The sequence below is a fragment of the Methanobrevibacter sp. V74 genome (genome assembly GCF_963082495.1).
Classification (GTDB): Archaea; Methanobacteriota; Methanobacteria; order Methanobacteriales; family Methanobacteriaceae; genus Methanocatella.
In genome coordinates this window covers 157625-184581 of record NZ_CAUJAN010000004.1, presented here as the reverse complement: position 1 = coordinate 184581, position 26957 = coordinate 157625, and the positions used below count along the sequence as shown (strand labels likewise).

The 26957-nt window shown below is 33.0% G+C and carries 26 protein-coding genes and 1 tRNA gene; 15 read left to right on the top strand and 12 right to left on the bottom strand.

Annotated features, from left to right (window positions below; all coding sequences use genetic code 11):
* The first annotated feature begins 183 nt into the window (after positions 1 to 183).
* Complete coding sequence (locus Q9969_RS08020; protein ID WP_305515655.1) at positions 184 to 1422, top strand: 2,3-bisphosphoglycerate-independent phosphoglycerate mutase; 1239 nt, start codon at positions 184 to 186, stop codon at positions 1420 to 1422.
* An 11-nt stretch (positions 1423 to 1433) separates the two neighbouring features.
* A complete protein-coding gene (gene glmM / locus Q9969_RS08015) occupies positions 1434 to 2768 on the top strand; it encodes a phosphoglucosamine mutase (RefSeq protein WP_305556111.1) in 1335 nt (444 codons plus the stop codon).
* A gap of 120 nt (positions 2769 to 2888) precedes the next feature.
* Here glmM (Q9969_RS08015) and Q9969_RS08010 read toward each other — a convergent pair whose 3' ends face one another.
* Together Q9969_RS08010 and Q9969_RS08005 are read right to left on the bottom strand one after the other, a co-directional pair.
* The gene (locus Q9969_RS08010) at positions 2889 to 3608 is read right to left on the bottom strand and encodes a DUF4012 domain-containing protein (RefSeq protein WP_305512473.1); all 720 of its coding nucleotides are present in this window, start codon (positions 3606 to 3608) and stop codon (positions 2889 to 2891) included.
* A 180-nt stretch (positions 3609 to 3788) separates the two neighbouring features.
* The gene (locus tag Q9969_RS08005) at positions 3789 to 3956 is read right to left on the bottom strand and encodes a rubredoxin (protein ID WP_305512471.1); all 168 of its coding nucleotides are present in this window, start codon (positions 3954 to 3956) and stop codon (positions 3789 to 3791) included.
* 150 nt (positions 3957 to 4106) lie between these two features.
* Between Q9969_RS08005 and glmU the strand changes: the two genes are divergently transcribed.
* From glmU to Q9969_RS07980, 5 genes are read left to right on the top strand one after another with little or no spacing between them, the layout of a single operon-like run.
* On the top strand, positions 4107 to 5396 hold the full coding sequence (gene glmU / locus Q9969_RS08000) for a bifunctional sugar-1-phosphate nucleotidylyltransferase/acetyltransferase (protein WP_305556827.1): 1290 nt from the start codon (positions 4107 to 4109) through the stop codon (positions 5394 to 5396).
* A 10-nt stretch (positions 5397 to 5406) separates the two neighbouring features.
* Positions 5407 to 5889: a gamma carbonic anhydrase family protein gene (locus Q9969_RS07995; protein ID WP_305556108.1), complete on the top strand. Its 483-nt coding sequence runs from the start codon at positions 5407 to 5409 to the stop codon at positions 5887 to 5889.
* 3 nt (positions 5890 to 5892) lie between these two features.
* Complete coding sequence (gene hisC / locus Q9969_RS07990) at positions 5893 to 6993, top strand: histidinol-phosphate transaminase (RefSeq protein ID WP_305556105.1); 1101 nt, start codon at positions 5893 to 5895, stop codon at positions 6991 to 6993.
* On the top strand, positions 6994 to 7698 hold the full coding sequence (locus tag Q9969_RS07985) for an anaerobic ribonucleoside-triphosphate reductase activating protein (protein WP_305556102.1): 705 nt from the start codon (positions 6994 to 6996) through the stop codon (positions 7696 to 7698).
* A 13-nt stretch (positions 7699 to 7711) separates the two neighbouring features.
* Positions 7712 to 8848 carry a tetratricopeptide repeat protein gene (locus tag Q9969_RS07980; protein ID WP_305512465.1) on the top strand — a complete coding sequence of 379 codons (1137 nt, stop codon included), beginning with the start codon at positions 7712 to 7714 and terminating at the stop codon, positions 8846 to 8848.
* A 35-nt stretch (positions 8849 to 8883) separates the two neighbouring features.
* On the opposite strand, the gene glmM (Q9969_RS07975) is transcribed toward Q9969_RS07980, so the two are convergent.
* Positions 8884 to 10248, bottom strand: coding sequence for a phosphoglucosamine mutase (glmM, locus tag Q9969_RS07975; RefSeq protein ID WP_305512463.1), 1365 nt, complete (start codon positions 10246 to 10248; stop codon positions 8884 to 8886).
* A gap of 66 nt (positions 10249 to 10314) precedes the next feature.
* The gene (locus Q9969_RS07970) at positions 10315 to 10713 is read right to left on the bottom strand and encodes an exodeoxyribonuclease VII large subunit (RefSeq protein WP_305512462.1); all 399 of its coding nucleotides are present in this window, start codon (positions 10711 to 10713) and stop codon (positions 10315 to 10317) included.
* Positions 10714 to 10904: 191 nt separating this feature from the next.
* On the opposite strand from Q9969_RS07970, the gene Q9969_RS07965 reads away from it, so the two are divergent.
* Positions 10905 to 11027 (top strand): hypothetical protein, encoded by a 123-nt coding sequence (locus Q9969_RS07965; protein WP_305512460.1) that lies wholly within the window; start codon positions 10905 to 10907, stop codon positions 11025 to 11027.
* A 194-nt stretch (positions 11028 to 11221) separates the two neighbouring features.
* On the opposite strand, the gene Q9969_RS07960 is transcribed toward Q9969_RS07965, so the two are convergent.
* The 3 genes from Q9969_RS07960 to thiC are packed head-to-tail and all read right to left on the bottom strand — an operon-like array spanning position 11222 to position 15030.
* Positions 11222 to 12085: an MBL fold metallo-hydrolase gene (locus tag Q9969_RS07960; protein ID WP_305556099.1), complete on the bottom strand. Its 864-nt coding sequence runs from the start codon at positions 12083 to 12085 to the stop codon at positions 11222 to 11224.
* A gap of 12 nt (positions 12086 to 12097) precedes the next feature.
* Positions 12098 to 13756, bottom strand: a complete 1659-nt coding sequence (locus Q9969_RS07955) for an ATP-dependent DNA ligase (protein WP_305556096.1) — start codon at positions 13754 to 13756, stop codon at positions 12098 to 12100.
* Positions 13756 to 15030 carry a phosphomethylpyrimidine synthase gene (gene thiC / locus Q9969_RS07950; RefSeq protein ID WP_305556093.1) on the bottom strand — a complete coding sequence of 425 codons (1275 nt, stop codon included), beginning with the start codon at positions 15028 to 15030 and terminating at the stop codon, positions 13756 to 13758. The genes Q9969_RS07955 and thiC overlap by 1 nt, the downstream gene beginning before the upstream one ends.
* A gap of 50 nt (positions 15031 to 15080) precedes the next feature.
* On the opposite strand from thiC, the gene Q9969_RS07945 reads away from it, so the two are divergent.
* Positions 15081 to 15776, top strand: a complete 696-nt coding sequence (locus Q9969_RS07945; protein ID WP_342766067.1) for a 3'-5' exonuclease — start codon at positions 15081 to 15083, stop codon at positions 15774 to 15776.
* A gap of 2 nt (positions 15777 to 15778) precedes the next feature.
* Here Q9969_RS07945 and Q9969_RS07940 read toward each other — a convergent pair whose 3' ends face one another.
* Positions 15779 to 16612 (bottom strand): methanogenesis marker 8 protein, encoded by an 834-nt coding sequence (locus Q9969_RS07940; protein WP_305556089.1) that lies wholly within the window; start codon positions 16610 to 16612, stop codon positions 15779 to 15781.
* A 269-nt stretch (positions 16613 to 16881) separates the two neighbouring features.
* Between Q9969_RS07940 and Q9969_RS07935 the strand changes: the two genes are divergently transcribed.
* The 5 genes from Q9969_RS07935 to Q9969_RS07915 all read left to right on the top strand — a co-directional run bounded on the left by Q9969_RS07935 (position 16882) and on the right by Q9969_RS07915 (position 24164).
* Positions 16882 to 18192, top strand: a complete 1311-nt coding sequence (locus Q9969_RS07935; protein WP_342766064.1) for a prephenate dehydrogenase — start codon at positions 16882 to 16884, stop codon at positions 18190 to 18192.
* Between the two features lie 312 nt (positions 18193 to 18504).
* Positions 18505 to 20706 (top strand): CDC48 family AAA ATPase, encoded by a 2202-nt coding sequence (locus Q9969_RS07930; protein ID WP_305556083.1) that lies wholly within the window; start codon positions 18505 to 18507, stop codon positions 20704 to 20706.
* A 320-nt stretch (positions 20707 to 21026) separates the two neighbouring features.
* A complete protein-coding gene (locus Q9969_RS07925) occupies positions 21027 to 22088 on the top strand; it encodes an mRNA surveillance protein pelota (protein ID WP_305556079.1) in 1062 nt (353 codons plus the stop codon).
* Positions 22089 to 22148: 60 nt separating this feature from the next.
* On the top strand, positions 22149 to 23111 hold the full coding sequence (locus tag Q9969_RS07920) for a cell wall biosynthesis protein (RefSeq protein ID WP_305512447.1): 963 nt from the start codon (positions 22149 to 22151) through the stop codon (positions 23109 to 23111).
* 3 nt (positions 23112 to 23114) lie between these two features.
* The gene (locus tag Q9969_RS07915) at positions 23115 to 24164 is read left to right on the top strand and encodes a glycosyltransferase (protein ID WP_305512445.1); all 1050 of its coding nucleotides are present in this window, start codon (positions 23115 to 23117) and stop codon (positions 24162 to 24164) included.
* Positions 24165 to 24170: 6 nt separating this feature from the next.
* On the opposite strand, the gene Q9969_RS07910 is transcribed toward Q9969_RS07915, so the two are convergent.
* Positions 24171 to 25472 (bottom strand): NAD(P)/FAD-dependent oxidoreductase, encoded by a 1302-nt coding sequence (locus Q9969_RS07910; RefSeq protein WP_305512443.1) that lies wholly within the window; start codon positions 25470 to 25472, stop codon positions 24171 to 24173.
* 79 nt (positions 25473 to 25551) lie between these two features.
* On the opposite strand from Q9969_RS07910, the gene Q9969_RS07905 reads away from it, so the two are divergent.
* Positions 25552 to 25827, top strand: coding sequence for a HypC/HybG/HupF family hydrogenase formation chaperone (locus Q9969_RS07905; RefSeq protein ID WP_305512441.1), 276 nt, complete (start codon positions 25552 to 25554; stop codon positions 25825 to 25827).
* Here Q9969_RS07905 and Q9969_RS07900 read toward each other — a convergent pair.
* The 3 genes from Q9969_RS07900 to Q9969_RS07890 all read right to left on the bottom strand — a co-directional run bounded on the left by Q9969_RS07900 (position 25821) and on the right by Q9969_RS07890 (position 26913).
* Positions 25821 to 26336 carry an amino acid-binding protein gene (locus Q9969_RS07900; RefSeq protein WP_305512439.1) on the bottom strand — a complete coding sequence of 172 codons (516 nt, stop codon included), beginning with the start codon at positions 26334 to 26336 and terminating at the stop codon, positions 25821 to 25823. The genes Q9969_RS07905 and Q9969_RS07900 overlap by 7 nt on opposite strands.
* A gap of 114 nt (positions 26337 to 26450) precedes the next feature.
* Positions 26451 to 26525, bottom strand: a tRNA-Ile gene (locus tag Q9969_RS07895).
* A 103-nt stretch (positions 26526 to 26628) separates the two neighbouring features.
* Positions 26629 to 26913, bottom strand: a complete 285-nt coding sequence (locus Q9969_RS07890) for an iron-sulfur cluster assembly protein (RefSeq protein ID WP_305512437.1) — start codon at positions 26911 to 26913, stop codon at positions 26629 to 26631.
* Positions 26914 to 26957: the final 44 nt, after the last annotated feature.

The window sequence follows — 26957 nt, the reverse complement described above, 5'->3', positions numbered from 1 at the left end:
TACAAGAGCCACATAGTATACAATATTTCAAATGCAATTGCAAACATTTAATCTTCTTTTAAAGCTCAAAGATGGAAAAAGCATAATGATTAAATTCAAAAATAATTAATTAGTTTTAAACAAATTATTTAACTATTAAAAATAAAAAGAATATTAATATAATTTATTAAAGGTGATATATTTATGAAAGGTCTTATTTTAATCATGGATGGTATGGGTGACCGTCCAATTAAAGAATTTGGAAATAAAACACCTCTTGAAGCAGCAAATACTCCAAACATGGATAAGATGGCTGAAGAAGGAATAACTGGTATTATGGATTCAATCGCACCGGGGATTATTCCTGGAAGTGACACTGCACACTTATCTATCTTAGGATACAATCCATATGAAGTTTATACTGGAAGAGGTCCGTTTGAAGCAAATGGCGTTGGTTTGGAGGTATTGCCGGGGGATATTGCATTTAGATGTAATTTCTCAACTGCAGATGAAAACTTAGTTGTAACCGATAGGCGTGCTGGAAGAATTAAAGAGGGCACTAAAGAAATTGTAGATGTCTTGAATACTATGGTTTTAGAGGATTATCCTGATATTAAAATAATATTTAAAGAATCAACTGGCCACAGGGCCGTACTTGTACTTAGGGGTGAAGGATTGTCTGATAAAGTAAGTGATGCTGATCCTAAAGTAGAAGGAAACAGACCAAAAGAAGTAAAGGCTTTGGACGACACTCCGCAAGCAGCTAAAACAGCAGATATTTTAAATAAAGTTGTTGTAAAAACATATGAAATGGTTAAAGATCACCCTGTAAACTTAAAAAGAATTGAAGAAGGCGAACCGCCAGCAAATATTGTCATTCCACGTGGAGCTGGAGAGGTGCCTGTTGTTGAATCATTAAATGAAAAATATGAAATTAATTCAGCCTGTATTGCAGAAACCGGATTAATCATGGGTATCGGAAGATTTGCAGGAATGGACATTATTGAAATGGAAGATGTAACCGGCGGAATTGATACTAACCTATATAATATTCGTGATACCATTGTTGACCAAGTCAAAAACTCAGAATATGATTTTTTCTTAATAAACATCGATGGAGCAGATGAAGCAGGTCACGACGGTCAGACAATTGAGAAAAAAGAATTCATTGAAAAAGTGGATGAGGTTGTTATGAGCGAACTAATAAAACTTGAAGATGTCTACATTTACTTAACTGCTGATCATTCTACTCCAATTTCAGTAATGAATCACTCTGGCGATCCTGTACCTGTTGTAATCAGAGGTCCTGAAGTAAGGGTTGATGATGTTTGCGAATTCTCTGAACGTGCTTGTGCAAAAGGTGGATTAAACAGGATCCGTGGATCAGATGTTATGAACATTATGATGGATTTAATGAATTATGCCCATAAGTTCGGTGCATAGGGGCGAATTAGATGGTAGCAAAACTTTTTGGGACCTCTGGAATTAGAGGCAAAATCGGTTCTGAAGTAACATGCGAACTTGCATTAAATGTTGGAAAATCAATTGCTTATTATTTGGATAATAAAGGCACTGTTGTAATCGGTTATGATACAAGAACAACAAATAAAATGCTAGATCAGGCTATTGCTGCAGGATTGCTTGAAAGCGGGGTAAATGTAGTTAAAATCGGAATGGTTCCAACACCGTTGGTAGGATATGCTACCGAAAAACTTGATGCTGATGCTGGAATAATGCTGACTGCATCTCACAATCCCTCTCAATATAATGGAATAAAACTATGGAATAAAAACGGTATGGCATATACTTCCGCTCAAGAGAGAAAAATTGAAGAGATATATGCTAATAAAGATTATATTTCAGTCACTTGGGATAATGTCGGTGAATTAAGTGTTAATGAAGAAATCAAAGGCCAATATATTGATGATTTAGTAAGTATGGTTGATGTTAAAAAGGATCTTAAGGTTGTTATTGATTGCGCATCTGGCGCTGGAAGCGAAATATCACCTTTAGTATTTAGAAAAGCGGGATGTGCAGTAACAACCATTAATTCTCAACCTGACGGATTTTTCCCAGGTCGCAACCCAGAACCTAATGCTGAAAACTTACAAACATTAATGAAAACTGTTGTTGCAATTGGTGCAGATCTTGGAATTGCTCACGACGGTGATGCAGATAGGATGATTACAGTTGATGAGAAAGGGAATATTTCACCATTTGATTCTCTTTTAGCATTAATTTCAAAAGAGTTCGAAGGAAACATTGTTACTACTGTTGATGCAGGTTTATGCATGGACGAATCTGTAAAGGGAGAAGTTATTAGAACTCCTGTTGGAGATGTCAATGTAGCTGAAGCAATCATTGAAAAAGATGCGGCATTTGGGGGGGAACCATCCGGAACTTGGCTGCATCCTGACTTCTGTATGTGTCCTGATGGAATATTGTCCGGTTTAAGAATGGCCGAAATCGTTTCAAGAGATGGTAATCTATCGGACCTATTAGCACAAATCCCGTCTTATCCAAACGTCCGTGAAAAAATAACTTGCTCAAAAGAGGCTAAAGTTAAAATAATGGAGAATATGGAAGAACTGCTAAAAAATTCTTTTGATGATATTGTTGATGTAAACTCTTTAGATGGATTCAGATTAACATTTTCAGATGATAGTTGGGTTTTAGTAAGGCCTTCTGGAACAGAAGATTATATTAGAATAACTCTTGAATCTCGTGATGACGCTAGAGCTTTAGAGATTAAAGAGGCATGTATTAAAATCATTAATGAAAATTTATAAGATGATGATTCATCTTTTCTTTTTTTTTTTAAAAAACAAGCGGTTATTTGTATTTTTAACTTTATTAAAATAAAAAAAGTTCTTTAAAGAATAATTTAGTTCTTTAAAGACAAATTTATATTATCCAAGCGATTCAATACCTTTTGTCGCAAGCAAATTGGTAAATGAACCTTCTGGTTTCATTATAATATTTCCATTGGAATATTCTTGTAATGCAGTTTTTATCATGGTTGCTTTTTTATTAGGATCTGCAGCAGCTTGTGCTAATGCTTTAACCAATACCATTACTGCATCCGCTCTAGACATTGTTCCAGTTACAGCTTCGTTACCTGCATATCCATTATATGCGTCGTTTTCACGAATAATGTCTGTAGCTGTGAGATTTGTTTCAACACCATTTACTTTTAATGGACGTATTGAATCAATAATGTTGTCAACACCTTCATCGTAAACAAGAACTACTGCATCTGCAGTTAAGTTGGTGTTCGATTCAACAATTTCTTTTGCATAATCCATTCCCTTATCAACACCATCATAGAGGCAATCGTGAAGATACATTTTGCCTCCTCCAATAGCACTCGAAGCGGGTTGTGTTGGATGTGTCATTCCTCCAGGATAAATTGGTGTATAGTTCTTAAAACTTCCATTTTCTAAGTGAATCATGAATGCCATGTCCACTCCACCATTAGATTGTTCATATTTATCTGCAGTTAATAATAATATGTCTTTACTTTCTTCGGAAAGGTTAGGACCACTATTTAATGCGCCATAAATAGAAGCTAATAGACCTACAAGAATAACTAATAATATTGCTATAATTAATTTCTTTGTCCTAGTCATTTTATTTTCCCACACTTAAGTTTAAGATAAATATTAAATTTGTAAAGTAAATAAAATTACATTTTATAGTTATAAACATTAACTTATATAAATATTTTTAACAATTTATCAATATAACGTAAAAAAAGCTATTTTAAAAAATAATAATTTTTTTATAAAAAATAATATGAAGAAGAATATTTATTCTTCTTCTGCAATAAATGCATCAATACCTAATGCAGCGCATTCTGGGCAAACCCAGTCATCCGGCATATCTGCAGGGGTTGCTCCAGCAGGAATGTTGTATTCCGGGTCCCCTTTTTCAGAATCGAACCTGTATTCGCAATGTAAACAAACATATATAGTCATTTTATTATCTCCTTTTATTTGCTATTAGCATAGCTAATATGATTTGAGTTTATTTGAACTATTATTTAAAAGTAGTTATTTGATTAGATAAGTTAATTAATAAGTAAATAGTTAAACATATAATATTATTAGATAATTTTTAAGGGGATAATAAAAGTGAAAGCAATTATTTTAAGTGCTGGTGAAGGTTCTAGAATGAGGCCATTAACCCTTACAAAGCCTAAAACTATGTTGCCAGTTGCTGGAAAACCAATTATTCAATATAACATTGAATCTTTAAGGAATAGTGGAATTAAAGATATATTATTAATTGTACGTTATAAGGAGGAAATGGTTCGGGATTATTTTGGTGACGGTAGTGAATTTGGAGTAAACATTTCTTATCAAACTCAAAAGGACTTCTTAGGTACTGCAAATGCTATTGGATATGGAAAAGGATTTATTAATGATAGCTTGCTTGTTTTAAATGGGGATATCATTTTAGATGATGAAATTATTACTGAAATCATTAAAAAATACAACCAATTAAAACCAGATACATTAATGGTTTTAACTGAAGTAGAAGACCCTTCTGCCTTTGGAGTTGTTGAAATTGAAAATGACAATATTAAAAGCATTGTAGAGAAACCTAAAAAAGAGGAAGCTCCAAGTAATCTTGTAAATGCTGGAATTTATGTATTCAATAAGGATATTTTCGATAAAATTGATGAAACTGAAATTTCTGAACGTGGAGAATATGAAATTACAGATTCGGTATCCTTACAAATTGAAGACGGCAAAAAGGTAATTGGACATAAAACCAATAAGGATTGGATTGATGTTGGAAGGCCATGGGAGCTAATTGAAGTTAATGAAGAATTGATCGGCCAATTAAAAAATGAAATCAAAGGAAAAATAGAGGATGGAGCTCATATTCATGGTGATATCTTTTTGGATGAAGGCAGCATTATTCGTGCGGGAGTTTACATTGAAGGAAATGTATATATAGGTAAAAATTGTGATATAGGTCCAAATTCTTATATTAGAGGTAATTCTTACTTTGGTGACAATGTTCATGTTGGAAATGCTGTTGAAATTAAAAATTCGATTGTCATGGAAAATACCAATATTAGTCATTTAAGTTATGTCGGAGACTCGGTAATAGGTTCAAATTGTAATATTGCAGCAGGAACTAACATTGCAAACTTACGTTTTGATAACCAATCCGTAAAAACCAAAATTAAGGACAAAATGATAGATAGTGGAAGACGCAAATTCGGATCGATTATTGGAGACGCTGTTAAAACAGGTATTAATTCTAGTTTTTCACCTGGTGTGAAAGTAGGTTATAATTCCACTATCGGTTCAGGGGTTTTATTATATGATGATGTACCCTCCGATACACGTGTTTTGGTAAAACAAAATCATATTATACAAGATAAGAATAAAATACAGAAATAAAGGCGATATTATGGAAAATAAAAAAGACTCTATTGTAATATGCCCGGGTGCACAAGTAGTTGGTGATGTTGAATTGGGTGCGGATGTATCAATTTGGCATGGAGCAATCCTTAGGGGAGATGTAGATTCAATTAAAATTGGAAATAAATCTAATGTTCAAGACAATTGTGTTGTTCACTGCACTGAAGGATTTCCTGTTGAGATAGGAGATAATGTCTCTGTAGGTCATGGTGCAATTGTCCACGGATGTAAATTAGACGACAATGTTTTAATTGGAATGAATGCAACAGTCCTAGACGGTGCACATATTTCAAAAAACTCTATTGTTGGGGCAGGTGCAGTTGTAAGTGAAGGAAAAGAGTTTCCAGAAGGAAGTTTGATTTTAGGTGTTCCAGCAAAAGCTGTTAAAAAGGTTAGTCACGATCAAATTGAAATGATTCAAAATAATGCAGATAATTATGTAAAACTTTCTAAACAATATAGGGAAGATTAAATTATGAAGGCAAGGAAAATTGTGGAAGAAATGGATTCCTATGTCCCTGGAAGGTCTCAGGATGAGATTGCTTCAGATTTCAACCTTAAAAAAGAGGATATCATTAAATTAGGTTCAAATGAAAATCCATGGGGTCCGTCTCCAAAAGCCATGAAAGCTATTGAAGATGAAATTAAATCAATTAATAGATATCCCGAATCTCAATTGCATGAACTTGTAAGTGAAATAGCGGAATATTCGGGTGTTAAAGATTCACAAGTTATAATTGGTGGGGACGGAGCTGATGAAATCATTGATGTACTTGCAAAAACATTTATAGATGATGGCGATGAGTTTATAGTTCCATTGCCTTCTTATATGTATTATGAATACTTGTTAAATCAATACGGTGCAAAACCGGTTTATGCAAAATGGGATTTGGATGAGAATAAATTAGATGCTGAGTCAATTTATAATTCAATCACTTCCAAAACTAGAATGATTTTCTTATGCAGTCCGAATAATCCTACCGGAACATTGATTGATAAGGAAATCTTAATAGATATTGCCCGTAAAAATCCAGACATATTAATCATTATTGATGAAGCTTACTTTGAATACTCAGAAGTCACAAATAAAGATTTAATCAATGAATATGACAACATATTCATCATACGTACCATGTCAAAAGTATTGGGCCTTGCAGGTATGAGAATTGGTTATGGTCTTGCATGTGAGGAGATTATTGAGTATATGCACAGAATAAAACCAGTATTTTCCCTTACAAGATTATCATTCGTAGCTGCTCTTAATACCTTTAGAGACAAAGAATACATAGAGGATTCAATTAAAAAAGGAATTGAGTCAAGACAATATTTACATGATGAATTATCAAAAATTGATGGATTAAATGTATTCCCATCTAAATCTAACTTCATGTTAATCGGTATTAAGGATACTGGTTTTACCGCTTCACAGTTGGCATTAGAACTTATGAAGAGAGGCATTATTGTGAGGGATTGTACTTCATTTAAGGGTTTAGATGAATATTGGATACGAATAAGTATTTGTACTCTTGAAGAGGATAAGAAATTTATTAATGTTTTAAAAGAGGTTTTAAATTAAATGTATATTGGAGGTAGTGTAATATCTTCTGTTGAATTTCATGGAAATATGTCTTTAGTTATTTTCATGTCAAAATGTCCTTTGGCATGCAGATATTGTCATAATGTGGAATTATTGGAAGATAATACTGAAAAATCATTTGAAGAAATTAAATATGAAATAGATTCATCAGCTGATTTTTTAGATGCTATTGTGATTTCAGGTGGAGAACCATTAGTGCAAACAGATGCAGTAATTGAAATATTGTCTTATGTTCGCAAAATCGGATTAAAAACAAAATTAGATACAAGTGGAATTTATCCGGATAAACTTAAAAAGATATTGGACTTGAATTTACTCGATTACGTATCTCTTGATGTCAAAACAACATTTTCAAAATACAAAAAAATAACCGGAGCCAATGTAGGCTTCGATGTTAAAAAATCAATGGAACTGATAAATGATGCAGGGGTTCATCTTGAAATCAGAACAACTTTTGTTCCTACATTACATACTAAAAAAGATATCATGAATCTTGTTGATGAAATTGAATCTGAAGTGTATACAATTCAACAATTCAGAAATAAAAATGTATTGGATCCTGCTTTGGAAAAAGTTGAAGTTCCTAATCCTCATGATTTAACTAAGTTGGCTAAGATGATTAAACCTTATTTTAATGGAATTGTTAAAGTCAAATCTGGCGAATTTGGAGAACAGGTAATATAGGAGTGCCTTTTGAATGCCGATTTTATCATTTTCAAGTAATGATATTGATGTAATTACGGGTAAGAAAACTCGTACAATACGTAAAGCATGGAAAACACCTCTTAAAGTCGGAGATAGACTATATTGTTATTGGAACTTAGTGTCTAAAGAAAAAATGAAGATTTTTGAGGCTTTCGTAACTGGTGTTGAGAGCATTCCTTTTTCAGAGATTAAAGATAATGATGAATTGGCTCGTGAGGAGGGGTTTAAGGATTCTGAAGATATGTTGCGTGAGTTTAAAAAAATGTATGGGGGGTGCATTGGTCCTTCAGACGAATTTCAAATTATATATTTCGAAAAAATTCACATTGATGATTGGAGAGGAGATAAAATAGATGAAAAAGCTATGATTACAAAAAGGGCTGATATTCTTTTTGATAGTGGTAAATTCGATAAATCAACAATGTGTTATGATGCGGCACTTAAATTGGACCCTCATGATATTTATTTATTGAATAAGCAAGGGGATAATTTATCCCGGCTTGGAAGATTCATGGATGCTATTGAATGTTATGATAAAGCATTAAAATGGGAACCGGATAATATTTATATTTTAAACAATAAAGCCATTGCACTTTTAAACTCAGGCAATATTAATGAGGCTTTAAAAGTTAGCAATATTGCTTATAATTATCGTCCAAGCAGTTCAATTGTTCTTTATTGGAGAGGATTTATCTTAGAAATGCTTGGAAGATATGATGATGCCCTGAAAGTTTATGATAAGCTTATTGTAATTGATGGTGAAAACCCTGAAGTATGGAATTCACGTGGGAATTTGTTATCTGACATGGGAATGTTGGAAGAGGCCATTGAATCTTTTGATAAGGCAGTTGAAGTTTGTTTAGATGACTCCGAAATGGATGCTGCAGCAATTAATCGCATGGGAAATGCTTATATTGATTTAGGTAAATTTGATGAAGCTCTTGAATGTTTTAACAAAGCAATATCTATTGAAAAAAACAATATCGATTTTCTGTTAAATAAGGGTGTTGTATTGATGGAACTTGGCAAGTTTGAAGAAGCGGTAGACAGTTTTAATAGAGTTTTGCTTAGAAGCCCAGATAATGAAGATGCATTTTTCCTTAAAGAAGAATGTTTAGAGTATTTCTAAATTCAATTAAAATAAAAGAAGAAATGAAGGAATTATTATTTTCTGTATTTTTTAATTAAACTAATTCCCCATTCGGTCATTTCATCTGCTTTAGATTGTAAATCAGATTCTGCAAAGCATCTAAATATTGGTTCAGTTCCAGAGGGTCTGATGATTACCCAACCGTCTTCTTTTAAGATTTTAACACCATCGGTTAAGTCAAGTTCAAAATCAGTTGTTTCTTTAATCTCATCGGCAATACTGTTCATCACAAATTCTTTTTCATCATCCGGACATTCAATTTTCATTTTACTTGCATAATAGATAGGTAATTCAGCCACTAACTCAGACATCGGTTTTTTAGATTTTGCAAGAATTTCTAAGATTTTAGCAACAGTCATTACTGCATCTCTTCCATAAACGAAATCCGGGAATATTAAACCGCCGTTTTCTTCTCCACCAAATAAACCGTCTTTTTCTTTGAGTTCACGAGCAACAAGTAAATCTCCAACAGCAGTAGCTATTACTTCACCATTAAATTCATCAGCAATATCATAAATTGCTTGTGATGTTGCAACAGTTGTTACAATGATTCCTCCATTGTTTTCTTTAAGCATTTCACGTTCAACAAGTGTGAAAGTTTTATCGCCTAAAACAAAGTTTCCTTTCTCATCAATACAAATGGTTCTATCTGCATCTCCATCATGTGCAAGACCAATATCTGCATTAAGTTCTTTTACAATGCTAATTAATTCTTGCAAATTTTCTTCAATTGGTTCAGGATTACGTCCGGGGAAGAATCCGTCGGCTTGCGAGTTAAGTGTTGTTACATCACAGCCTAATTTTCTAATTAAATATGGAGCGGTATAACATCCGGCACCTGATCCACAATCAACAACCACTTTTAAATTTGAATCTTTAATAGCTTGCACATCTACTTTAGAAACTGCTTCATCAATATATTCATCAATTATTTTATCATTGTGATAGATTTCACCAATTTCTGAAAATTCTACACGGTCTGGCTCATCATCAAAGTATAATCTTTCAATTTCAAGCTCCATATCATCAGCAATTCCAATACCGTCAGAATCCAAAAATTTAATTCCATTATATTCTGGAGGATTATGTGAAGCTGTAATCATTACTCCACCATCATAATATTTGCGGATAGCATATTGGACTCCGGGGGTAGGCAGGATTCCTAAATTCACCACGTCACAACCGCTTGAAAGTAAACCTGCAGTTACAGCTTGCATTAACATAGGGGAAGTTGTACGTGTATCTCCGCCAATAGCGACGGTTCCTTTTATTTGTGTTCCATAACAAGCAGCAAGTCTTGTTGCGAATTCAGGAGTTAAAACGTCATTTGCAGTTCTTCTAACTCCAAAAGTTCCAAATAATCTTTTTTTATTAGACATATTTAAAATTCCTTTATAATTTAATATATAAACTTATTTTAGTTTTTAATCAATAAAAATATATTGTTAATTAATCATTCTCAAACTGTCCCCATTTGATAAAATCAATTCTAATTCTGAATTATATTGTGTAACTGTTCCAACAACTTGTACTTTGCGATTTTTAAAATCTTCAATGTCAAGGTTTTTTGACTGTATTTCCGCTACTTGATTTTCGAATATTATTAACTGAATCTGTGCATCTCCATCATTTATGGTTAAAAAATAACTTGTCTTTGAGCTTGATTGGGCAATGTCTGTAATTACTCCGTCAATGCGCACTTCTTCATCAATCATTGCATTATTAATGTCTTTAATATCAACTTCTTTAACTTCAATTGTCGGACTAAAAGCAATCAGGCCAATTATTCCAATAAGTGAGGTTATCAGGGCTATTCTTAATAGTTTATCATCTGTGATTTCCATATTTTCATAATGATTTTCAGAATAAATATATTCGATAGGATTTTACTCAGTAAAATTGATGTAGGTTTAAAAAAAACTATACGTGGCAACAAAAAATGAAGATTATGATTTTTTACGGGGTGTTTTTACACAATCATCGATTCAAATGTTATAGTGGGTAAAATCTTTGATTTTTTCTCTTTAATATTAGTGTGCCCGGACAATATTTTCCAGTAATTTACATTGTTGATGATATGCTTGTTGAAGTTCATGGTTATAAAAAAGCATATAACGTAACAATTGCTACTATCTCAGGTATTTTTCAAAGAATTTAAGCTTTTAATGTTGTTTTAGGTTTAACATTGAGATTATCTGGTGAAGGATTAGGTGCAATAATCTTTACAATCGGATTTTTAGCCAAATGCCGCTTGAGGTTTTAGGGATAATGATTATTGCTCAAGCGTTATTCAAAACAATGAAATCATCGTTTATTCAGTATGTGCATGATTGGATGAGCTAAAAACTCAAATTAATGTTTGGCTTTTAGAAATCCTGAATTTCGTGTGTTTTCTTTTGTATCGTCTGATTCATCATATGCATCATATGGCGCATCTGGATCAGGAGCTCTTCTTGAAAATGCTGAGCATTTTTTGTCGCAATGGGCAAATACAAAATCCAAATCCTGACTCCAACCTGTGTGGCCAGTAATTACTAACGGATTAATATTCTTACTTCTTATTTTTTCTTCAAGTTTTTTCAATGATTTTAAGGATAGTTTATTGTCTTCAGCTAGTGGGGATAGGAAGCTATATCCTCCGTCAGAACCAAACCATATTGTATCTCCGGTAAACAGGTATTCATCATCAATCAAATAAACCATATGCCCCCAAGTGTGGCCTGGAACTAAAATGCATTCTACTTTAATGCCATCAAAATCCAGGATATCTCCATCCTTTAGGAGTACTTTTTCATTGTTGATTGTAACCATTGGAAGTTTATATAATTTGTAAGCTACTCTACGCCTAACTTCTCCAGTCAGATATCTATTTTCAATTTCACTTAGGTATAGCTTGCAGTGGCTGAATAGTCCATCACTATCCTCTTCTACAGCACCAACATGGTCTGTATCCTGATGGGTTATTAGGATATCATTTACTTCTTCAGGATCAATTCCTAACCATTCCATCTTCTCAGCAACTTTCGGATAATTATATCCGGCGTCAATCATTATTGTTTTAGCCTTTTTTCTATAAAAAAAGATATTTGCAACATATTCTCTAATGCAAGCAACATTTTCATCTATCCATCCTGTATTCAATGGTTTGAATATCTCTTTTCCACGATACATCTTTGCCATATATTTAATTTGAAAATCTGAAGCTTTTTTTGTCACAGTTTCACCTTCTCAGTTTCCAGTATGGTACATTGAAAGCAATCTTTCAACAGTATCTGCATCGTTCGGACTTTTATCTTTGCGGATATTTTTAACAACTGGGAATCGTAATGAGTAACCGGTTTCATATTCTGGGGATTCTACAATTTCTGAAAAAGCTATTTCTAAAACGATTTTAGGTTCAACTTTTATTTCACGACCCTTGGTTGAAATTTCAAGTTCCTTCATTTTCTCAGTTAAGTATTCTAAGGTAGCATCATCGAGACCTGTTGCGGCATATGCTACACTTTTAAAATCATCATTTTCATCTCTTAAAGCTACAAGATATGATCCAACGAAATCTCCCCTTTTACCAATTCCATAAGTTCCTCCAATAACAACCATATCTAATGTTTCAGGTTCAGATTTATATTTAAGCATTTTTTTACCTCTAAGACCTGGAATATATGGCGCACTTGCATCTTTAATCATGATTCCTTCATGACCTTCCTTGATTGAAATTTCAAATAATTCTTGGATTTCATCAATATTGTCTGCAGTTCCAACTTTCATTGTACTTAAATTCATCTCATCGACTGACGTATCAACAATATTTTCTAATGTGCTTCTTCTTGTTTTTAAATCCTCATCAATCATTGGAACTTTATAATACATTACATCAAATAAGAATAGTTTTAGAGGAACATTTTCCATCGCTTCTTCTACATTATATTTTCTTCTAACGCGATGCAAGACATTTTGAAAAGGCAGAGGTTTTCCATTACGTGTAGCTATCACTTCACCTTCTACAATATAATCCTCATGAGGCAGGTGTTCATTAAAAAGCTCTACAATTTCCGGCAAAGCATGGGTGATGTTTTCTAATCTGCGTGTGAATATTTTAATTTCATTATCTTTGCGGTGAACTTGTAGCCTTATGCCGTCATATTTGGTATCACAAATCGCCTCGCCCATTTCCGGTAGAATTTCATCTAGTGGAGGAGCCAATTGGGCAAGCATTGGTTTGACAGGTGTTCCTGGTGTTAAGTTAAGTTTTTCCAAACCCGTACTACCTTCTTCCTTGGCGGTTCTTGCAACTACTGAAAAATCATTTGTAAGCATTTGCGCACGTTCGACAATAGATTTTTCAATATTAAATGCTTGGGCTATTGCATCACGAACCACTCCATCTCCTACACCAATCCTTAACTCTTCAGTGATAGTTCTTGTTAGATACTTAGCTTCTGTTCCACTTGCCTGTGATAATAATTCTAAAATAATTGCTATTTTACGATTGGTCGATTTTGAACCACTGATTTTAGATAATTTACGTAAGTTATTAAATACAAAATCAATTGTTAAGGGTTGTGAGAAAAAGGTCATTTGGGATTTTTTTGCATATAGTTTAACACATGCAAGGCCAATATCTCCTTCATCACGAATTGCATCTTCAACAACTTCCTGTGTTGTTCCAACGGCTTCAGCTACTGCCCGCTCAACCAATTTCGCCCCAATTCCAATTTCTTCTGAACTCCATGCCGGAAAAACAACTCCTAAAATTAAAAGTCCAACCTTTTCAATAGTATCTGAATCTAATGTTTTTAGGTAATTTGATATTATTTCTGTTTTTTCTAGTCTTTTTGTAGTTGCCTCAAGAGCTGAGTAAACGTCAACTAATTCCTGGTATTTCATTAAAAATCGCCTTTACCTATTTTTACTGCACAATATTCTCCACACATTGCACACATTTCATCATCGTCAAGTTCACATTTGTTACGGTATTTTCTAGGCTTTGATTTGTCTAGAGCCAAGTCGAATTGGGCTTCCCAATCGAATTCCTTTCTTGCACGGCCCATTGCACGTTCCCTTTCCCATGCTTGAGGAAGTCCTTTTGCAACATCCGCTGCTTCAGCGGCAATTTTTGATGCAACAACTCCTTCTTTAACATCTTCAAGGCTTGGTAGGGACAGGTGTTCTGCTGGAGTAACATAACATAAGAAACTGGCTCCAGAACTTGCAGCTATCGCCCCTCCGATTGCGCCAGTAATATGATCATAACCCGGTGCAATATCAGTCACGAGAGGTCCTAAAACGTAGAACGGAGCTCCATGACATATTGTTTTTTGAATTTCCATATTGGCTTTAATCTGGTTTAATGGCATGTGTCCGGGGCCTTCCACCATAACTTGGACATTAGCGTCCTGTGCTCTTTTAACAAGGCCTCCAAGGTTTACGAGTTCTTGAATTTGAGGGATATCACTTGCATCTGCTAAACAACCTGGCCTTAAACCATCTCCCAGAGATAATGTAATGTCGTATTCATAGGATAATTCAAGTAAGTAATCGTAATTTTCATATAAGGGATTTTCCATATCGTTGTGATTTATCCAAGATGCCATGAATGTTCCTCCACGGCTTACAATACCCATCATTCTATTGGCGGCTTTTAATTTTTCAACTAAATCCTTGGTAATTCCGCAGTGAATGGTCATAAAGTCCACTCCTTCACGTGCTTGGTTTTCAATAGATTTGAAAATATCATCGGGATTCATATCCATTATTTCTTTGTTTTTAGTTAATGTTACGACTCCTGCTTCATAAATGGGCACAGTTCCAACACATAAATCAACAGCATCCATAATTTTTTTTCTAAACAGTTTTAAATCAGAACCTGTTGACAAATCCATTAAAGCATCTGCACCATATTCCTGTGCCAATTTTGCTTTATCTATTTCCAGATTAATATCATCAATTTTTGATGATGAGCCAATATTTGCATTAACTTTGGTTCTTAAACATTCCCCTATACCACAAGGTTTTGAGTGTCCATTAATATTTTTTGGAATTACAACTTTGCCTGCATCTATTAATTTAATTAATTTGCCTACATCAATATTTTCTTTTTTAGCAACATATTCCATTTCAGGAGTAATATTGCCTTTTTGCGCTTCACTTTTTTGAGTCAAATTTATCCCTCATGTTGACTAATCAGTAATAGTTATGTAGTTATAACTATATAGAATTAATTAAAATTATACTTGATGGTGGGATATTTATAAAAATTATATTTTTTGATACTGAAACAAGTGGTCTTGATTGTCAAAATTGTAGGATAATAGAACTTGCAATGTTGATTGTTGAAGAGGGCAAAATAATTGAAGAATATGATGAATTCATAGATATTGAAGAGCCTCTTGATTCAAAAATTATAAAATTAACAGGCATTGACGATGAGTTGTTATCTGATGAGGGGGTTTATGAATATGTTGTTGCTGAGGATTTGAAAGAAAAATTAACTCCGGAAACTTTAATGATAGCTCACAACTGTCAATTTGACCTGTCGTTTGTCTATAATTTACTTAAAAGACATTTCCCCGATGAAGCATATAATATTGTTTCTAAAATGAATTGGTTAGATACCTTAACAGTTTTAAAAGATCGTAAGGATTATCCTCACAAATTAATAGATGGTGTTAAACATTACAGTATTGAAGAAGTTAATTTTCACAGAGCAATTGATGATACAAAAGCCTTGTATGATTTAACAAAAGCATTAATGAATGAACGTGGCGATTTAAAGGAATATATTAATATTTTTGGATATAATCCTAAATGGGGAGTTAGTGGAGTTGAATTTCCATTTATCAAATATAAAAAACAATTTTATAATAAATTCATGGTTTCTCCAAACAATATTTTGCCTAGAAAATAATTTTATATCATGGGATAAGGTAAATCAGGATTATCTTTTTTAGGTTTTTCCCCACCAATTTTTGCTAAACGCATTTCTAGAAACTTTTTGCCCATTTCAGTTCGTGCATAAATAGGTATTGATTGGCCTACAGTTTTTATGCACTCGGCTTCTGCGATTTCACGGATATTTTTTGAAGCACAGGCTGTTGCAACATCACTTATATCAAATAATTCTCTAGCTTCCTTGGCACTTCTTTTAGTGGTGTGTACAACAAAAACATAAATATTGGTGTCTGGATGTTCTTTTTGAAGTTTTTTAATTTCTTTTGCATCACCTGCAACGGCAATAGTGACAGCTATATTCTTAAATCCTTTTTTAATTGCAAGTTTGATTCCCTTAATTTGGTTTATCTCAGCAGTTTTAGGATTAACAATATTTTCTTCACCTATTTTGACTATTAGCTCTGGTATGGGACTTGTCTTGAAAAGACCTGAAACCCGTCCTCCGATTCCTTGAACAAGTTCCCCGTCCCAAACTATTAATGTTCCACAACCTTCTAAAACCATTACAGCACAATCAATAATTTTTTCATCAAGCAATGTGCAAATAATCTCTGAAATACCAAAGCTTAAAAAGTCCTTCATTCTTAGTTGCCTTTTGGAAGTGCACATTCCAAAATCATCGATTCTAAATTGCATATTTTCAGCTATTGCCTCGGGTGTGAGTTTTTTTATTCCACGGTGGTGATCAAAAAGGGGACAGTATTCGATTTCAGGTTCACTAACATTTATTACTTTACCATCTTTAATTGTTACTTTGCTCAATCCCATTGCTTCAATAATATGTTCGCTCATGTTTAATAGTTGAGTTTATGGAGTATTAAAAATTTGCTGTATTGCAAATCTAGACATTTTCAAAAACTTGTGTGAGGGTTATTTTTTGATTAATTTATGCACTTAATTTATTTCACGATAAACGGTTTCTTAACGTTAAATTATAAAGATTCCTTCAGATTAGGGAAAATTTTTAAATGAAAAATTTGTTTAAAGTGAAGTCACACAAGTTTGAAAGAGCCTGAAAATTTGGGATATAATTTTATATTGATTAAAAATTAAAATTTAGATTGATTAAAATGAATGTTGGAATTATTGGAGGTAGTGATGGTTTGGGAAAAACCCTCATTTACTATTTTAGAGAAGAATTTGAAGTATACATTACAGGCACAGACCATAAAAAAGGTCGTGGAGTTGCAGATAAATTAAATGTCAACTATATTGAATCTAATATTGAGATAGCAGATATTAGTGATATTTTAGTTATTAGTGTACCTATTCAATATACTTCAGATGTTATTCGTGAGGTCGCTCCATTTATGAAAAGCGGATCTTTAATGGTTGATGTAACCAGCGTTAAAGAAGAACCATTAAAAACAATGCAGGAAGTATTGCCTGATACTGTCGAATATCTTCCAACACACCCAATCTTTGGTCCACGCACTACCCGACTAGACAATCAAGTGATTGTTTTGACTGCTGATAAAAAGGGGGAATGGTACAGGAAAGCTTATAATTACTTATCCAATAAAAATATGAGAGTTATCGAAACTACTGCTAAAAAACATGACTTTATGATGAGTATAGTTCAAGTCTTAACCCACTTCTCATTCATTTCAACTGCTTCTGCAATTGAAAAACTTAAAGTGGATTTATCTGAAACTGAAGATTATGAAAGTCCAATATACAATCTAATGATTGATATGATTGCCCGTATTGTTGCTCAAAATCCATATTTAACATACAATATTCAGTCTATGAACAATAATGGTTCTAAAATTAGAAATACATTTGCTGAAGCTGTAAATGAACTAAAAGATGTTATTAATGATAAAGATGAAGAGAAATTTGTAAAGATAGCCAATAGGGCAACTAAAAATATGGGAGATATTACAAATGCTTTAGGTAGGAGCGATAAAGCTATTAATGCCCTAAACTATGAATACATTATTTTAAACAATTCCATTGGTCAGGAAGTTGGTCTAAAACATATCTATTCTGGAAAAATCCACACGGGAATTTTAGAAAGTGTTGATGGTAAAACTGCTGTTTTAAGAGAGGGCAGTAAAGTTAAAAAACTTCGTATTGCAAATATTAGGATTTTACATCCTGAAGAATTGTATAAATGGAAAATTGATAATTTAAATACCGTAACCCAATCGATTAGTTGCGTATTTTCTAAAAGGGTTCATGTTGAAACAATTGAAAATGCAGTAATGAAAATTGATAATATTATTGATATTAGGTTAACTGATGTATATGCCGGTCCTCAAATTGACGATGACTTTATTAGCTTAACTTTTGAGGTTACTACATTAACCAAAGAAGATATTCAAAATGTCAAAGATTTATTCACAGGTTTTGGGGGAAGTATCAGATAAATTGTTTTACTAAATACGAACAAACATTAAAGTATCTAAAAGTAATTAAATCTTAAAATTTAAAATACATATTTAATTTTCACTTTTTTTTATTAATATTAATTTTAAGTTAAATATTTGATTAAATTGAAATTCAGTATTGTTTAAATAATGAATAGTTAATTTTTAAATGGTTTAAAAAAATCATCCTGACCGAAAGCTTTATATATTAAGACACATACAGATTAGTATGTCAATAAAGTTACAAAAAGTAACAAAAAGATTTTGACAAATTACAATTATTAGATTACATACAAACAAGGAGATGAGAAAATGGCAGAAAATGAAATTACATTAAAGGTTGCAGAAGCAATCTCACAAAAAGATGTAGGCCAAGGAGTTGCAAGAATTGATCCTAATGTCATGGAAGATTTAGGAATCCATGAAAGAGACTTAATCGAAATTATTGGTGAGAGAAGAACTGCCACTATCGCTCTTCCTTCACAAACCGATATTGGACTTGGAGTTATAAGAATTGACGGATTAATCCGCAAAAACTCCGGAGCTACCATCGGAGGTGAAGTTTTAGTTAAAAAAGCAAAAGCAACGGAAGCGAAAAAAGTTGTTCTTGCACCAACTGAAGACAATATTCGTGTACAGGGAGACGTAAGGGGATTATTTGCAGGTAAGGTAATGGTACAGGGAGACATTATTGGATCTCAAATCCGTGCACCAAAACCAAGTATGGGAATGGGATTCAATAGTATTTTTGATGAATTAATGGACTTTACTCCAGCAATGAAAGAAATTAAATTTGCAGTAGTCTCTACAAATCCAAAGGATATAGTAATTGTCGGGCCAAATACTGAAGTGCAATTACATGAAACTCCAGTAGATGTCAGCAAAATCGAAGGTGTTGGAAACCTCGTTAATGTAAGTTACGAAGACATTGGAGGTCTTAAAGAAGAAGTTAAAAAAGTAAGAGAAATGATTGAAATTCCTCTTAAAAGACCTGAACTCTTTGAGAAACTAGGTATTGCACCTCCAAAAGGAGTCCTCATGCATGGTCCTCCTGGAACTGGTAAGACATTACTGGCTAAAGCGGTAGCAAGTGAAAGTGATGCTCATTTCATTGCAATAAATGGGCCTGAAATTATGAGCAAATATGTAGGTGGGTCTGAAGAAAACTTAAGGGAATACTTTGAAGAAGCAGAAGAAAATTCTCCTTCAATCATATTTATAGATGAATTAGACGCAATTGCTCCAAAAAGAGAAGAAACAAATGGGGAAGTTGAAAGAAGAACCGTTGCACAACTTCTTACATTAATGGATGGTCTTAAATCCCGTGGTCAGGTAGTAGTTATTGGAGCAACCAATAGGCCTGACTCTCTAGACCCTGCTCTTAGAAGACCTGGAAGATTTGATCGTGAAATTGAAATAGGAGTACCTGATTCAGAAGAAAGAAAAGAAGTTCTTGAAATTCACACAAGAAACATGCCTCTCGCAGATGATGTAAACCTTGATAAAATAGCAAATACTACCCATGGTTGCGTGGGAGCAGATCTCGAATCATTATGTAAGGAAGCGGCAATGAGAGTAGTTAGAAGAATCCTGCCTGAAATACAAAACGATGAAGAAATTCCTAAAGAGGTAATGGAAAAAATTGTCGTAACTGGTGAGGACTTTAAAAATGCTCAAAAAGAAATTCAACCTTCCGCTCTTAGAGAAGTTCTAGTACAAATCCCAGATATTAAATGGGACGATGTAGGTGGACTTGAAGATGTAAAACAAGAGCTAAAAGAAGCTGTTGAATGGCCGTTAAAACATCCAGAAACATTCCAACGCTTAGGAATAAGGCCTCCAAAAGGAACATTACTTTATGGTATTCCTGGAACTGGTAAAACTTTACTTGCAAAAGCAGTAGCAAGTGAAAGTGAAGCCAACTTCATTTCAATTAAAGGTCCTGAACTCTTATCTAAATGGGTAGGGGAATCTGAAAAAGGTGTTCGTGAAGTATTTAGAAAAGCAAAACAAGCTTCCCCAACAGTAATCTTTTTCGATGAAATAGATGCAATAGCCAGCACACGTAGTGGAAATGACACCGATAGCGGTGTGACAAAAAGAGTTGTTAACCAACTTTTAACTGAAATGGATGGTTTAGAGGAACTTGAAGATGTAGCAATTATAGCAGCAACCAACAGACCGGACATTTTAGATGCTGGACTTATGAGGCCTGGAAGATTTGATAGACATATTCAGGTTAAAGAACCTGATGAAGAAGCAAGAATATCAATCTTTAAAGTACATACAAAAGGCATGCCGCTTGGAAGTGATGTTGATATTAAAAAATTAGCTAAAAATACTGAGGGTTATGTTGGAGCAGACATAGAATCCATATGTAGGGAAGCAGCAATGCTTGCACTAAGAGATAACATTGAAGCTAGTGAAATCCCATACAAATACTTTAAAGATGCAATAGATAAAGTAAAACCTGGAAATAAAGCCGGGCATGACGAATTAGTCCAATATATGTAGGGACCAAACGCCCTACATTTTCCCTCTTAATCATTATCTGATATCTAACCATATTTGGGGAAAGGTATGGAATCTTTCCCCGACCTCTAAATTGATGTTCTTTTGTCACTATATTATTTTTCAAAAACTTATGTGCTTGATTATTTTTGGATTAACTTATTTCACAACACGTGATTTATTAGCACTAAATTATAACGCTGTCTCCAGATATCAGGTAAAAGTTTCAAATGAAAATTTGTTTAAATTGGAATCACACAATAGACAATTTTCAGTATGATAAATTTTTAATACTATTACTTATTAATCTAATTAATGTTAGTATGAAAATTATAAACGAAGATGAAAAGGAAGGAATTGTAGAAGTAGTTCCAGAAACATTGGATGATTTATGGCATTTATCCCATGTAATACAGATTGGGGATAATGCTTCCTCTAAAACAACTAGGCGTATACAGGACAACACTGGAGATAAAATCAGAAGTGATAGGGGAATTAAAAAAACTTTCTATTTAGGTTTAGATATTGAAAGTATTTCTTTTCATTTATTCACAGGAAAACTGCGATTAACTGGCGTCATTACAAGAGGTCCGGAAGATTTAATACCTCTCGGATCACATCATACTTTGGAAGTCAAATTGAATGTTCCTTTAAAAATCACCAAACCAAGATGGCCTAAGTGGGCTATTAAAAGATTAAATCAAGCAATTGATGCTTCTCGTAAATTATCTGCAATCATTGTAGTTTTAGAAGATGACACTGCAACATTAGGTTTGATGAGACAATTCGGAATTGAATATTATGGTCCAATTAAAGGCAATGTCTCAGGTAAACGCATCTTAGATAAAAATCGGCAAAAAAATATCACTCAATTTTATGAAAAAGTCATAGAATCAATTGCTAAATTTGATTCAATTCAAAATATTGTAATTGCAGGGCCGGGTTTTGTTAAAAATGATTTTCATGATTATTTAAAAGACAATCATAAAGATTTAGCTAAAATATCCGTTGTTGACTCAACCGGTGCCGGCGGAAGAAATGGAATAAATGAAGTTCTTAAAAAAGGCACTGTTGAAAAATTAACTTCCGAAAATAGAGTTGCCCAAGAAATGGGAGCTGTCAATAATTTATTGGAAAATATTGGCAAAAACTCTTCAAAAATCACTTATGGTATAAAAGAAACTAAAAATGCCATTAATTTAGGTGCGGTATCCCAATTATTAATTCTTGACACGAAAATAGCAAGTGAAGACATGGATGAGGCAATGGATATGGTTGAAAACATGAAAGGTGAAGTAATGGTCATCAGTAGTGAACATGATGGTGGAAAACAATTAGAAAGCTTAGGTGGGATGGCGGCTATTTTAAGGTACAAAATTGCTTAATTTTATATATTAAAAACAATTTAAATCTTATATATATAAAAATTATAATCGTGATTTAATATGATGTATTCATCGATACTTTGTGCACTAATATTTGTTTTTGTTTTATCCGCAATAGGTACGGCTATTATAGATATAATATTTAGATTTTTAGGAAAAAGGGGATATTTAGGTAACTTATATCCGAATGTTCGTGGAGGAATTCCACGTGCTGTAGGTATTGTTCCTTTTGTAATATTGTCTTTTTACATGCTACCAAGATTTAACAATTTAATTTTAATCATAGGTATTTTTGCACTAATCGATGATGTTTTGGGCAGAAAAAAATCTCCATTTGGTATTGAATGGGGTCAATTGTCAAGAGGAATCGGAATAATTGCGGTGATGATTGTTGGGATATATCAAGGTTTAGGCATATCTGCAATATTTGTTGCACTTATGGTTCAGCCATTAAATATTTCAGATATGCAACCGGGATCTGCATGTATTGTAACAATTATAATGTCAGTTCTAACAATTGTTGCAACATTATTAATCGGTTCCCAACCATATGCTGAATTGCCTGCTGTTTATACTCCATTGTTGTTGTTAGCTGTTTGTTTAGGATATTGTCCGCTTGATTTTTCAGGAAAAATCATGTTGGGTGAAGTTGGAAACCATACATTTGGCGTGGCACTTGGTTTAGCATTTTATGTAATGGGAGAATTGGTTGGAGTACTGGTATTCGGATTTATAACAACTGCATTCATTGCTTTTGTAAGACGCAATAACCTAATCATATTCTTTAGACAAAAGCTCCGTATTCTTGACCCAACATTTGGTGACTTTTTCATGGATGTTTTGACTGGGGGAGGATTAGGAGATTTATTTAGAAAATGGATTTTAGAGGATAAGCAATATAATATTAAAAATCCATTATTGATTTCATTAGGTTTTAGGAGATTATTGTACAATCCTCATGCTCCAAATCACAACACATATGTTCCAAACAGTTATGTTTCACGTTTAGATAAAGGAGAATGATTTATGAAGGCATTATTTGTAGTCACTGGTCGGGGACTTGGTGGGGATGCTATGATTGCTTTAAATGTTATGAGTGCATTAGAAAAGCGAGGTATAATTTGTGATGTTGCATTGGATGAGTCTGCTCCAGGTGTTTTATTTGAAAAACATGGATATTCTTGGCATAAAATATCTATCCCTCAAGCTGGAGGTCATTCTGCAACTAAATTATCTGCTCTTAAAGGAGCTCTTAAATTAATACCTGCTGCTTTTAAAACTAGAAAAGCTATCAAAAAATCCGAATCTGATTTTGTCATTGGTGTTTTAGGAGGAGGTGCAATTGTTGGGTCTTTTGGAGGAAAACTTGCTAGGATTCCTACTTTTTCTTTAATTTCAACGCCTCTTGATTCAAAAGTATGTCCAAAATTTAATCATTGTTTTATTTTACCGGAATTGGATAAATTTAGATGGGATAAACTTCCCAATAATATGGAAAAATCTTTTTATCCATTAGCTAATGATATTGGTGAAGGCAAGCCTGAAATTGCTTTAGAAAAATTAAAAGAATTCCCTAATTTCGATGAAAATAAAAAAACTATTGTATTTTCATCTGGTTCATCTATTTTTAAAGGCACAATTGAAGCTATTAATTTGGTTGCCAATAGAACTGATGAGTATAACCTAGTTTTAGTGGGTTTGCCATTACATGATGAGTATTATGATTTAATCAATGAGGATAAAATAATCTATGCAGGTTATATTGACTGGATAAATCATTTATTCAAATTCTCTGATTTGACTGTACTGACAGATGACGGTGTTTCTCTTGAAGAAGCATTCACTTGTGGAAAACCAATTATCGCCCTTACTCGTGTAAAATGGGGCAGATATCAGAATATGGCTGGCGTTTTTAAGGGAGCTATGATTGAATCTGAAGTTAAAGACGTTAATGAAAATATTAAAAAGGCATTTGAAAATTACGAATCACTTCAAGAAAATGCTTTAATTTATGGTGAGAAATGTTTACATGCTGCTGATAATTTAGCAGGCAGTATCCTTAAAAAATTAGATTAGTGGTTATTATAACCACATATTTTTAATAATTTTATAATTTGAATCAGTTGATGGGTGTATTTCTAAAAATTCACCGTAATCATCTAAATCATAATCCATTCTCATCAAATATGAAAGATATGCCACATCACTTGTTGATGATGGGGATATTGAATTTATTCTATTTATTTTATTCTTGTTTTTATCAAACTCAATTTCAGTATATCCGGTATCTTCCATTAGTATGTTCCAAAAGGAATGTGGGCCTGCAATTCCAGGTATTCCAATCACTTCTTTATCATCATCGCTTAAGTGGTTTTTTTCATTTTCAACAAAGCTAACTTCCATGTTCAAACTTAAGGTTTGAGGAATACAATTGTAGCTTACTTTATTTGAATACTTGGCCATATTTCTTGCAGCAGTGATGCCTTCCATTCTTGCTACGGGTGTTAATTGATATCCGCCAGTAACATCTCCTGCAGCATATACATTATCAACATTGGTTTGCATCATTTCATTAACTCTGATAGTTTTATCATCATTTAACTCAACAAATCCATCTACAACCTCACTGTTTGGAGTTCTGCCGGTTGCAAAAAATGGAATGCCTTCTAATTCATCTTCACTATCAGTCAATATTTTATTTTTAAATGCTTGTTTTATATTGGTATTTTCTAAAACGTTAACATCTGGAATTATCTTATCTAAGATATATTTTTTAGTAGCTTCACTTATATCTTTTAAAATTTGGCTTCTTGCAATAAGATTAACTTCACTGCCAAGTGTTGAATAAATATTGGCTATTTCACAAGCAATAATTCCCCCACCAATAATATTTAATTTCTCAGGAATATCATTGAGTTTCAAAATATCCTTATTGGTTAATCCATATTCTTTTCCAGGGATATCAGGAATAAATGGACGAGCACCAGTGGCAATTAGTAAATTATCATATTCAAAAGTTTCATTATTTACTTTAACAGTGCCTTCTTCAACACTGGCTTCTCCATAAACAATATTGTTTCCAACACTTTCATTTTCCATCTGGTTTATTTGTCGTAGTATAACCTGGGTTTCACATATTTTTTCAACAATCTTTTCATAAGATAATTCGAGTTGGGTTTTTAAAAAACCGTAATGATTAAATCTTTTATTTAAATCAATGAATTTGGTGATGTCAGTTAATGCACAAACAACCATACATCCTTCATTTAAGCAGGTTCCTGCAATATGATTTTTTTCAATTAAAGTGACCTCTTTCCCTAATTTTCCAAGTTCAAAAGAACCTAATCTTCCTGCGGGACCTGATCCGATAACAATATTTTTCATTTTTTCACCTGTTCAGATAGTTTTATATAATACTAACTTTTAATAGTATTAATATAAAATTATTTTGGAGATGGAAATCATGTGTATTGCAGCACCTGCTCATGTTATTGAAATTGACAGAGAGGCTAATTTGTTGGTGGCTGATTTTGGCGGAGCCAGGCAACAAGCAAAATTGGACCTTTTACCTGAAGTAAAAGTTGGTGATTATGTTTTAATCCATGCTGGTTTTGCAATAGAAAAATTAACCGAAGAAGCAGCTAAAGAATCTTTAGAAGCTTGGGAAGAACTTATGGAAATTCTTGAAGAAGAAGATAGGGAAATGGAAAAAGCGAGAAGTGCTAATTTAAATCAATAAATAGACACTCTTGTTACTCCTTTTATTTTTAAAAATTCGTTTATTAAATTACCTTTAACAGGTTTTTCAGTAATTATTGTTAGTATTGGATTTCTTTGAAGTTCGGTGTCTTCAGCATAAGCTTGTCTAATGCTTATACCTTTTTTTGAAATTAAACTAGTAATATTGGCTAGTATGCCTTCATTTTCAGATCCAACTTCAATCTCAATTACGCCTAGTTCAAGGTTTTTGGCAATGTTTTTTAAAAGTGTTCCGGCAGGGGTGATATTACAGAATATATTGTTTAATTCTGGATCTTCTTGAATTACTTCAATTGTAGATTTGATTGCACGTCTGTCAACATTTGCTGCTGTTGCCAATGATTTATCGCTTATTTTTAAATTTCCACAATAAACTTTACCGTCTTCACCTAGAGACAATCCAAGTTCAATCATTTTTTCTGCAACTCTTAGTCTTGCAGGGTATTTTTTAAATTTTTCATTAACTTTTTCCCACATTTTAATCATCATTCCAACTTTTTGTCCATTTAAGTTAATATTTTTAGAATTAGGTATTTAATAATTTCTAAAAAATCACGATAAAACTCTTAAGTTATAAAAAAATTCTAGAAAATCAGTAATTAGTAGGCTAGATGGGATTCGAACCCATGACCTCCCGGTTATCAGCCGAGCGCGCTAACCAAGCTGTGCCACTAGCCTATAAGATTGGTGTGACAGTTAACTGTCAACACTTATATATTTGTTAATTACTATTATATAACTGTTTCGGTTATAAAGGTAATTAATTAAATTTTTTAAAATTTCATCTATTAATCATTTCGTTAATAGAATCTGCCATAGCATGTCCTTCAACATTAATGATAACTTTTTCGATACCTTCCACGTTTTCAGCTCTGATTTTAGCATCAGCAGCAATACGGGTAATGCTCATACAACCTGGATTGGTTGGTTTAAGAATAATTTCTGCTTGGTTGCCGTCAACGGTAATATTTTGTACAATACCCATATCTACAATACTAATTCCCATGTGAGGGTCATTAATTGGAGTGATTGCATCTTTAATATCCTTTACTAAATCTTCTGACATTTTAAATCTCCTATAATTTATGTATTTATTATTATATAACAATG

What these genes read in the sequence shown, in the direction of transcription:
- Q9969_RS08020 (WP_305515655.1), top strand. Translation starts at nt 184, where the DNA reads ATGAAAGGTCTTATTTTAATCATGGATGGTATGGGTGACCGTCCAATT.
- glmM (WP_305556111.1), top strand. Translation starts at nt 1,434, where the DNA reads ATGGTAGCAAAACTTTTTGGGACCTCTGGAATTAGAGGCAAAATCGGT.
- Q9969_RS08010 (WP_305512473.1), bottom strand. Translation starts at nt 3,608, where the DNA reads ATGACTAGGACAAAGAAATTAATTATAGCAATATTATTAGTTATTCTT.
- Q9969_RS08005 (WP_305512471.1), bottom strand. Translation starts at nt 3,956, where the DNA reads ATGACTATATATGTTTGTTTACATTGCGAATACAGGTTCGATTCTGAA.
- Q9969_RS07995 (WP_305556108.1), top strand. Translation starts at nt 5,407, where the DNA reads ATGGAAAATAAAAAAGACTCTATTGTAATATGCCCGGGTGCACAAGTA.
- hisC (WP_305556105.1), top strand. Translation starts at nt 5,893, where the DNA reads ATGAAGGCAAGGAAAATTGTGGAAGAAATGGATTCCTATGTCCCTGGA.
- Q9969_RS07985 (WP_305556102.1), top strand. Translation starts at nt 6,994, where the DNA reads ATGTATATTGGAGGTAGTGTAATATCTTCTGTTGAATTTCATGGAAAT.
- Q9969_RS07980 (WP_305512465.1), top strand. Translation starts at nt 7,712, where the DNA reads ATGCCGATTTTATCATTTTCAAGTAATGATATTGATGTAATTACGGGT.
- glmM (WP_305512463.1), bottom strand. Translation starts at nt 10,248, where the DNA reads ATGTCTAATAAAAAAAGATTATTTGGAACTTTTGGAGTTAGAAGAACT.
- Q9969_RS07970 (WP_305512462.1), bottom strand. Translation starts at nt 10,713, where the DNA reads ATGGAAATCACAGATGATAAACTATTAAGAATAGCCCTGATAACCTCA.
- Q9969_RS07955 (WP_305556096.1), bottom strand. Translation starts at nt 13,756, where the DNA reads ATGAAATACCAGGAATTAGTTGACGTTTACTCAGCTCTTGAGGCAACT.
- Q9969_RS07940 (WP_305556089.1), bottom strand. Translation starts at nt 16,612, where the DNA reads ATGAGCGAACATATTATTGAAGCAATGGGATTGAGCAAAGTAACAATT.
- Q9969_RS07930 (WP_305556083.1), top strand. Translation starts at nt 18,505, where the DNA reads ATGGCAGAAAATGAAATTACATTAAAGGTTGCAGAAGCAATCTCACAA.
- Q9969_RS07925 (WP_305556079.1), top strand. Translation starts at nt 21,027, where the DNA reads ATGAAAATTATAAACGAAGATGAAAAGGAAGGAATTGTAGAAGTAGTT.
- Q9969_RS07920 (WP_305512447.1), top strand. Translation starts at nt 22,149, where the DNA reads ATGATGTATTCATCGATACTTTGTGCACTAATATTTGTTTTTGTTTTA.
- Q9969_RS07915 (WP_305512445.1), top strand. Translation starts at nt 23,115, where the DNA reads ATGAAGGCATTATTTGTAGTCACTGGTCGGGGACTTGGTGGGGATGCT.
- Q9969_RS07910 (WP_305512443.1), bottom strand. Translation starts at nt 25,472, where the DNA reads ATGAAAAATATTGTTATCGGATCAGGTCCCGCAGGAAGATTAGGTTCT.
- Q9969_RS07905 (WP_305512441.1), top strand. Translation starts at nt 25,552, where the DNA reads ATGTGTATTGCAGCACCTGCTCATGTTATTGAAATTGACAGAGAGGCT.
- Q9969_RS07900 (WP_305512439.1), bottom strand. Translation starts at nt 26,336, where the DNA reads ATGATGATTAAAATGTGGGAAAAAGTTAATGAAAAATTTAAAAAATAC.
- Q9969_RS07890 (WP_305512437.1), bottom strand. Translation starts at nt 26,913, where the DNA reads ATGTCAGAAGATTTAGTAAAGGATATTAAAGATGCAATCACTCCAATT.